The organism is Lutimaribacter marinistellae, from assembly GCF_042648365.1.
Taxonomy (GTDB): Bacteria; Pseudomonadota; Alphaproteobacteria; order Rhodobacterales; family Rhodobacteraceae; genus Lutimaribacter_A; species Lutimaribacter_A marinistellae.
In genome coordinates, this window is the sequence record NZ_JBHRXI010000010.1 from 538,954 (window position 1) to 545,246 (window position 6,293).

Below are 6,293 nucleotides of genomic sequence, written 5' to 3' on the forward strand. Positions count from 1 at the left end.
ATTCGAGGACCGACATGCAACTCTTCGTGGGCTTGGGCAACCCCGGTGCGAAATATGCGCAAAACCGGCACAATATCGGCTTCATGGCGCTTGACCGCATCGCCGGGGATCATGGCTTTGGTCCGTGGCGCGCCAAGTTTCAGGGCGAGGTGGCAGAGGGTCGGCTGGATAGCGAGAAGGTGCTGCTGCTCAAACCCGGAACCTTCATGAACCGGTCGGGCCAGTCGGTCGGCGAAGCGATGCGTTTCTACAAGCTCGAGTCGACAGACGTGACCGTGTTCCATGACGAACTTGATCTCGCCCCCGGCAAGGTGCGTGTGAAAGCCGGTGGAGGTCATGCAGGCCATAACGGGCTGCGGTCGATCCACGATCATATCGGTGCGGCCTATGACCGGGTGCGACTGGGTATCGGGCATCCGGGGCGCAAGGAACTCGTTTCGGGCTATGTCCTGCACGACTTCCCGAAATCCGATCAGGATTGGCTCGATGACGTTTTGCGGGGCGTTTCTGACGGTGCGCCGGCGCTGGCCGCAGGCGATGGAGGCCGGTTCATGAACGCGGTCGCGCTGCGCGTCGCGCCCCCCCGATCATCGAAATCGGCTGAGAAGCCCGCCCCTGCCCCCTCGGCACCGGAACCCGAGGAAAAAACCGATGACCGCTCGGCCCTGCAAAAGCTGGTCGACAAGTTCCGCTAGGTTTCCATTGCCCGACGCCACACGCTTTGCCAGTTTGCATAATAGACTGGCGGAGGGGCAGGATGCGCACATTCGGAAAATGGCTTGGGCGGCTTCTGCTGACCCTGATCGCGGCCGCAATCGTGGTCGGAGTTTGGAAACGCGAGGAGATCGCGCGCCTGTGGGCCGTCAATTCGCTTTTCTCCGAGAACAAGATCGTCGGCAATTTCTCGGCGATGGGCGATGCCTTTCTGACAGTGCCGGTCTCGCGCGGCTCCGGTCCGGTCAGCGAATTGCCGAACGGGGCGCCATATGACCTGCCCGCCGATGCCCGGAACTGGCTGAGCGAGCGGTCGGTGACCTCGATCCTCGTTCTGGACAATGGTGAAATACGGTACGAGAAGTATCTGCTCGGTACCGCCCCCGAGGACCTCAGGATCTCGTGGTCGATCGCCAAGAGCTACCTGTCGGTCCTGTTCGGCATCCTAGTCGAAGACGGACAGATCGCATCCCTTGACGATCCGGTGGTCAAATACGCGCCCGACCTCAAGGGAAGCGCCTATGAAACGGCCAGCATCCGTGATGTCCTGCAGATGTCGAGCGGGGTAACATTCGACGAAGACTACCACGATCCGGATTCCGACATAAACCGGATGGGCCGGGTCGTCGCTCTGGGTGGGACTCTGGACGATTTCACCGCCAGCTTCCAGGACAGCTTTGCTGCCCCTGGCGAAACCTGGCAATACGTTTCGATCGACACGCATGTGATCGGAATGGTCCTGCGCGGCGCAACCGGGCGCAGCATCCCCGACCTGCTCGCGGAAAAGGTCATCGCCCCCTTGGGGCTTGAATCCGATGGGTACTACCTGACCGATGGCGCGGGCACCGCCTTTGTTCTGGGTGGGCTCAACTTCCGCAGCCGCGACTACGCGAGGTTCGGCCAGATGGTCGCGCAAGAGGGCAGTTACGAGGGCGCGCAGATCGTTTCGGCAGACTGGCTCGAGGAATCGACAGCACCAAGCGCGGCGACGAAGCCGGGCCGGATCGGCTATGGCTACCAGTGGTGGATTCCCGTCGATGCCCGCCCCGGCGAGGTTCTGGGACGTGGCGTTTACGGCCAGTACCTCTATATCGACAAGGAGCGGGATATCGTGATCGTCCTCACCGCCGCCGACCGTGCGTTTCGCGCAGATGGCGTGAACGAGGCCAATATCGAGATGTTCCGCCGCATAGCCGACAGCCTCTGACGGAGCAGGACATGGAAAAGGATGAAAGCGTCAACGTGCTGGGTGAACCGCTCGAACCCTGTTCGACCGAGCCGCTGACAGGGTTCTTTCGCGACGGGCATTGCAACACCTGCGATGCCGACACCGGCAGCCATACCGTCTGTGCCGTGATGACCGAGGAATTCCTCGCCTATTCCAAGTATGTCGGCAACGACCTGAGCACGCCCCGGCCTGAGTTTCGTTTCGCAGGGCTGAAACCGGGCGACAAATGGTGCCTGTGCGCGGGGCGCTTTCTACAGGCGCATGACGAAGGCTGTGCACCGCGGGTCGCGCTTGCCTCGACCCATCGCCGCGCGCTGGAGATCGTCCCCCTGCAGGTGCTCAAGGACGCGGCTCTTTGACGGCGGAACCCGAACCGGCACGCCGCGTTTCTTTTGCACCGCAGTTGCAGCAGGAGCGCCGCCCGGATGGAGCCAGTACTGGAGAACGTAAGCCCGCTCAGGATCATCTATTCAGAGATAGAAACACTGGTCCGTACCTCCATCGAGCTTCTTCCCAACATCATCGCGGCCGTTTTCATTTTGCTGCTCACGGGTCTCATTGCCTGGGGCTGTGCCCGGTTGGTAGAAAGCGGATTTCGCCGTTCGCATTCGCGTCCCTCCCTCGTCAGCGCGGTTGGGACGCTGACCCGTCTCCTCGTCTGGACACTTGGCATTCTGATCGCCGTCACGGTCATCTTTCCAAACCTCACACCAGCAAAACTGCTGGCCGGTCTGGGCATCGGATCGATTGCCGTGGGACTCGCGTTCAAGGACATCTTCGAGAACTTCCTCGCAGGTTTTCTGATCCTGCTGCGCAAGCCGATGCGGATCGGGGACGACATCGAATGTGCCGAGCTGACCGGCAAGGTCGAGAAGATCACAATTCGCGACACATTCCTGCGCAAAAGGTCGGGCGAACTGGTGCTCGTGCCCAATTCCTTCGTCTTCAAGAACCCCGTGCGGATCCTTACGGATCGCGACACGCGCCGCATTTCCATCACGGTGGGGGTGGCCTATGGCGAGGATGTCGATGACTCGCGCGAAGTGATCCGCGATGCTGTCGCGGCCCTTCCTTCCATCTCGGAGGGGACGGATGTTCAGGTGTTCGCCAAGGAGTTCAACTCCTCCTCGATCGACTTTCTCGTACGGTGGTGGACCGACAGCGCGCCGGTCTCCGAACACAGGTCGCGGGATGAGGCGGTCGCAGCGATCAAGCGCGCGTTGGACGAGGCGGGGATCGAAATCCCCTTCCCCTATCGCACCTTGACCTTCAAGGAGCCCTTGCCGTTGACCGGATCGGGCGAGGCGTGAGGATCAGTCGGCCTCGCGCCCTTCGGTGTCGGACATGTCAAAGCCAAGGTGCTTTGCGACGGTAAAGATGTCCTTGTCGCCTCGGCCACACATGTTCATGCAGATGATGTGATCCTTGGGCAGGTCGGGCGCGATCTTCATCACGTGGGCCAGCGCATGCGACGGCTCCAGCGCCGGAATGATCCCCTCTGTCGCGCAGCACAGCTGGAACGCTTCCAGCGCTTCCTTGTCGGTGATCGACACGTATTGGGCGCGGCCGACCTCGTGCAGCCACGAGTGTTCCGGACCGATGCCGGGATAGTCGAGACCGGCAGAAATCGAATATCCTTCAAGGATTTGTCCGTCATCGTCCTGCAGCAGGTAGGTGCGATTCCCGTGCAGCACGCCCGGTCGTCCGCCGGTCAGCGAGGCGCAATGCTCCATCTTTTCATTGACGCCCTTGCCGCCCGCTTCGACGCCGATGATGCCCACCTCCTTGTCATCGAGGAAGGGGTAGAACAGGCCCATCGCGTTCGATCCGCCACCGATTGCGGCGATGATCGTGTCGGGCAAACGCCCTTCGGCCTTCATCATCTGGTCCTTGGTTTCCTTGCCGATGATCGACTGGAAATCACGGACCATGGCCGGATAGGGGTGCGGGCCGGCGACCGTGCCGATGCAGTAGAACGTGTCGCGCACATTCGTGACCCAATCGCGCAGAGCGTCGTTCATCGCGTCCTTGAGCGTTCCACGACCGGAGGTCACCGGGATCACTTCGGCCCCGAGAAGGCGCATGCGGAACACGTTGGGGGCCTGCCGTTGCACATCGTGCGCGCCCATGTAGACCACGCATTTCAAACCGAATTTTGCGCAGACCGTGGCGGTTGCAACACCGTGCTGGCCAGCGCCGGTTTCGGCGATGATGCGTTCCTTGCCCATGCGGCGGGCAAGCAGGATCTGGCCCAGGACATTGTTGATCTTGTGCGCGCCGGTGTGGTTCAGCTCGTCGCGCTTCATGTAGATCTTGGCACCGCCCAGATGCTCGGTCAGGCGTTCGGCGAAGTAGAGCGGGCTGGGACGGCCGACGTAATTGGCCCAAAGATCGTCCATTTCCGCCCAGAAATCAGGGTCTTGCTTGGCTTTCTCGTATTCTTCCTCGAGCGACAGGATGAGCGGCATCAGGGTTTCGCTGACGAAACGCCCACCGAAAATGCCGAACCGCCCGTTCTCGTCCGGGCCTGCCATGAAAGAGTTGAAGAGATCGTTGGCCATCAAAACCCTCGCTTTCGCTGTTGCACTTGTCCTAGTGCGCGTGTGGCAGGAGGGCAAGCGCAAGCGTGCCCCTACCCCCCTGTACAAGGGTCGCATGGCGATTTTGACCGTTTTGTACATCGTTTGGCGGGGGCGTTGACCGTTTTGTACAAGGCGGCACCCCCCGGATCTGGAACAGGTGAGAGGTTTCGCCGGGTCAGCGTTGACCGACGGCGGCATGGGACCCGGACCTGCTGTCGCAGATCAACCGAGCGTCGCGGCCTGAATGAAGGCCGCGACGCGGGCGGGGTCCTTGACGCCCGGCGCGCTTTCGACGCCCGAGGAGACATCAAGCTGGCGCGCGCCGGTCATGCGGATAGCCTCGGCCACGTTATCGGGAGTGAGACCACCGGCCAGCATCCAGGGCTTGCGCCAGTACTTGCGCCCCGCCAGCAACCTCCAGTCAAAGGCGAGGCCGTTGCCGCCGGGCAGGTCGGCATTCTTCGGCGGCTTGGCGTCGATCAGCAACTGGTCGGCCACGTCCGAGTAGAGGTCGATCTTGTCCAGATCCTCGGCATCGTAGATGCCGATCGCCTTCATCACCGGCAGGCCAGTGGCGGCGCGGACCTCTGCCACGCGGGCGGGCGTTTCGGCCCCGTGCAGCTGCACCATGTCGAGCGGCACGGCGGACAGGACGCGGTCGAGGTCGGCATCCGACGGGTTGACCATGAGGCCGACCTTGGCGACGCCGGGCGCGACATCCGCTGCAAGCGTGGCGGCCTGCGCAGGGTCGACATTACGGGGCGATTTCGGAAAGAAGACAAAGCCCACATAGGCCGCGCCCGCCGCGACGGCAGCCTCGACCTGATCGGCGGCGGTCAGGCCGCAGATCTTGACCCGGATATCTGGCGACATGAGAGGGATCAGGCGCTTTCGTCGAGAATGGCAAGGACATCGTCCTTGCCGTCGTTCTGCTTGCGCTTGAGCGTCTTGACCTCGCGTTCAAGCTTGCGCACCTCGCGCTGCTTCACGTCGGCCTGTTTGCGGTGCTTGTACTCGCGCATCCACTCCCAGATGAAACCCACGATCAGGCCGACCGCGATCCCGCCCAGCACGACGAGGAACAGCGGCAGCGAGATGTCGAGGTTGAACCCCATCAACTGCGCCAGGTCGTCGGGCATGAGTTTCAGGGTCACCAGGTCGCGATTTGCGAGGGACACGGACACGAGGACGATGCCGAGCGTGCCGAGGAAGGCGTAGCGAATGTAGCGCATCATGTATTCAGGCTTTTCCGTTCAAACGATCTCTGAGCAGCTTGCCGGTCTTGAAGAAGGGCACGTGCTTTTCCTCGACATGCACTGTTTCTCCGGTTCGGGGATTGCGACCGATCCGCGCGTCACGCTTCTTGACCGAAAAGGCGCCGAAGCCGCGCAGTTCGACCCGGTCGCCGCGCGCCATCGCGTCGGTCACTTCTTCGAAGACCGTGTTCACAATCCGCTCCACATCGCGTTGGTACAGATGCGGGTTTTCTTCGGCAATCTTCTGGATCAATTCCGACCGGATCATGTTCCGTACCCTCCCCAAGGTGTCGCGCGGCTGAGCATCCCTTTTGCCGGAGTATAAGAAAATTCGACGCTTGGGGAAACGACAAGTATTGGGGTTTGCAGGTGTTTTTCAGGCCACCCGGCGGGTTTGGGTCGGGGATCGGGCACCGCCCGGCATCGATTCGCCTGATTTGTCCGGTGACAAACGGCCTGTTCGAAGTGGTTGATTCGCAATGCAAACGGCCCCGCATGTTTCCATGCGGGGCC

Annotated in this window: 8 protein-coding genes; 4 read left to right on the forward strand and 4 right to left on the reverse strand. The window is 61.8% G+C overall.

Going from position 1 to position 6,293, the window contains the following annotated elements; all coding sequences use genetic code 11:
• The first annotated feature begins 14 nt into the window (after positions 1 to 14).
• The 4 genes from pth (at position 15) to ACFORG_RS11345 (ending at position 3,252) form a co-directional block, all read left to right on the forward strand.
• Positions 15 to 695, forward strand: a complete 681-nt coding sequence (gene pth / locus ACFORG_RS11330; RefSeq protein WP_386735564.1) for an aminoacyl-tRNA hydrolase — start codon at positions 15 to 17, stop codon at positions 693 to 695.
• A 62-nt stretch (positions 696 to 757) separates the two neighbouring features.
• Entirely contained in the window at positions 758 to 1,921 is a 1,164-nt protein-coding gene (locus ACFORG_RS11335; protein ID WP_386735565.1) for a serine hydrolase domain-containing protein, read from the forward strand.
• Between the two features lie 11 nt (positions 1,922 to 1,932).
• Positions 1,933 to 2,301 (forward strand): DUF2237 family protein, encoded by a 369-nt coding sequence (locus ACFORG_RS11340; RefSeq protein ID WP_386735566.1) that lies wholly within the window; start codon positions 1,933 to 1,935, stop codon positions 2,299 to 2,301.
• A 66-nt stretch (positions 2,302 to 2,367) separates the two neighbouring features.
• Positions 2,368 to 3,252: a mechanosensitive ion channel family protein gene (locus ACFORG_RS11345; RefSeq protein WP_386735568.1), complete on the forward strand. Its 885-nt coding sequence runs from the start codon at positions 2,368 to 2,370 to the stop codon at positions 3,250 to 3,252.
• 3 nt (positions 3,253 to 3,255) lie between these two features.
• Here the strand turns inward: ACFORG_RS11345 and trpB are convergent, their stop codons facing one another.
• From trpB to ihfB, 4 genes are all read right to left on the reverse strand, one after another.
• Positions 3,256 to 4,503 (reverse strand): tryptophan synthase subunit beta, encoded by a 1,248-nt coding sequence (trpB, locus tag ACFORG_RS11350; RefSeq protein ID WP_386735569.1) that lies wholly within the window; start codon positions 4,501 to 4,503, stop codon positions 3,256 to 3,258.
• Between the two features lie 243 nt (positions 4,504 to 4,746).
• Positions 4,747 to 5,397, reverse strand: coding sequence for a phosphoribosylanthranilate isomerase (locus ACFORG_RS11355; protein WP_386735570.1), 651 nt, complete (start codon positions 5,395 to 5,397; stop codon positions 4,747 to 4,749).
• An 8-nt stretch (positions 5,398 to 5,405) separates the two neighbouring features.
• A complete protein-coding gene (locus ACFORG_RS11360; RefSeq protein ID WP_386735821.1) occupies positions 5,406 to 5,756 on the reverse strand; it encodes a LapA family protein in 351 nt (116 codons plus the stop codon).
• 7 nt (positions 5,757 to 5,763) lie between these two features.
• Positions 5,764 to 6,048: an integration host factor subunit beta gene (gene ihfB, locus ACFORG_RS11365; RefSeq protein ID WP_386735571.1), complete on the reverse strand. Its 285-nt coding sequence runs from the start codon at positions 6,046 to 6,048 to the stop codon at positions 5,764 to 5,766.
• Positions 6,049 to 6,293: the final 245 nt, after the last annotated feature.

Coding starts and splice junctions, on each gene's coding strand:
- ACFORG_RS11355 (WP_386735570.1), bottom strand. CDS start 5,397: ATGTCGCCAGATATCCGGGTCAAGATCTGCGGCCTGACCGCCGCCGAT.
- trpB (WP_386735569.1), bottom strand. CDS start 4,503: ATGGCCAACGATCTCTTCAACTCTTTCATGGCAGGCCCGGACGAGAAC.
- ACFORG_RS11345 (WP_386735568.1), top strand. CDS start 2,368: ATGGAGCCAGTACTGGAGAACGTAAGCCCGCTCAGGATCATCTATTCA.
- ihfB (WP_386735571.1), bottom strand. CDS start 6,048: ATGATCCGGTCGGAATTGATCCAGAAGATTGCCGAAGAAAACCCGCAT.
- ACFORG_RS11360 (WP_386735821.1), bottom strand. CDS start 5,756: ATGCGCTACATTCGCTACGCCTTCCTCGGCACGCTCGGCATCGTCCTC.
- pth (WP_386735564.1), top strand. CDS start 15: ATGCAACTCTTCGTGGGCTTGGGCAACCCCGGTGCGAAATATGCGCAA.
- ACFORG_RS11340 (WP_386735566.1), top strand. CDS start 1,933: ATGGAAAAGGATGAAAGCGTCAACGTGCTGGGTGAACCGCTCGAACCC.
- ACFORG_RS11335 (WP_386735565.1), top strand. CDS start 758: ATGCGCACATTCGGAAAATGGCTTGGGCGGCTTCTGCTGACCCTGATC.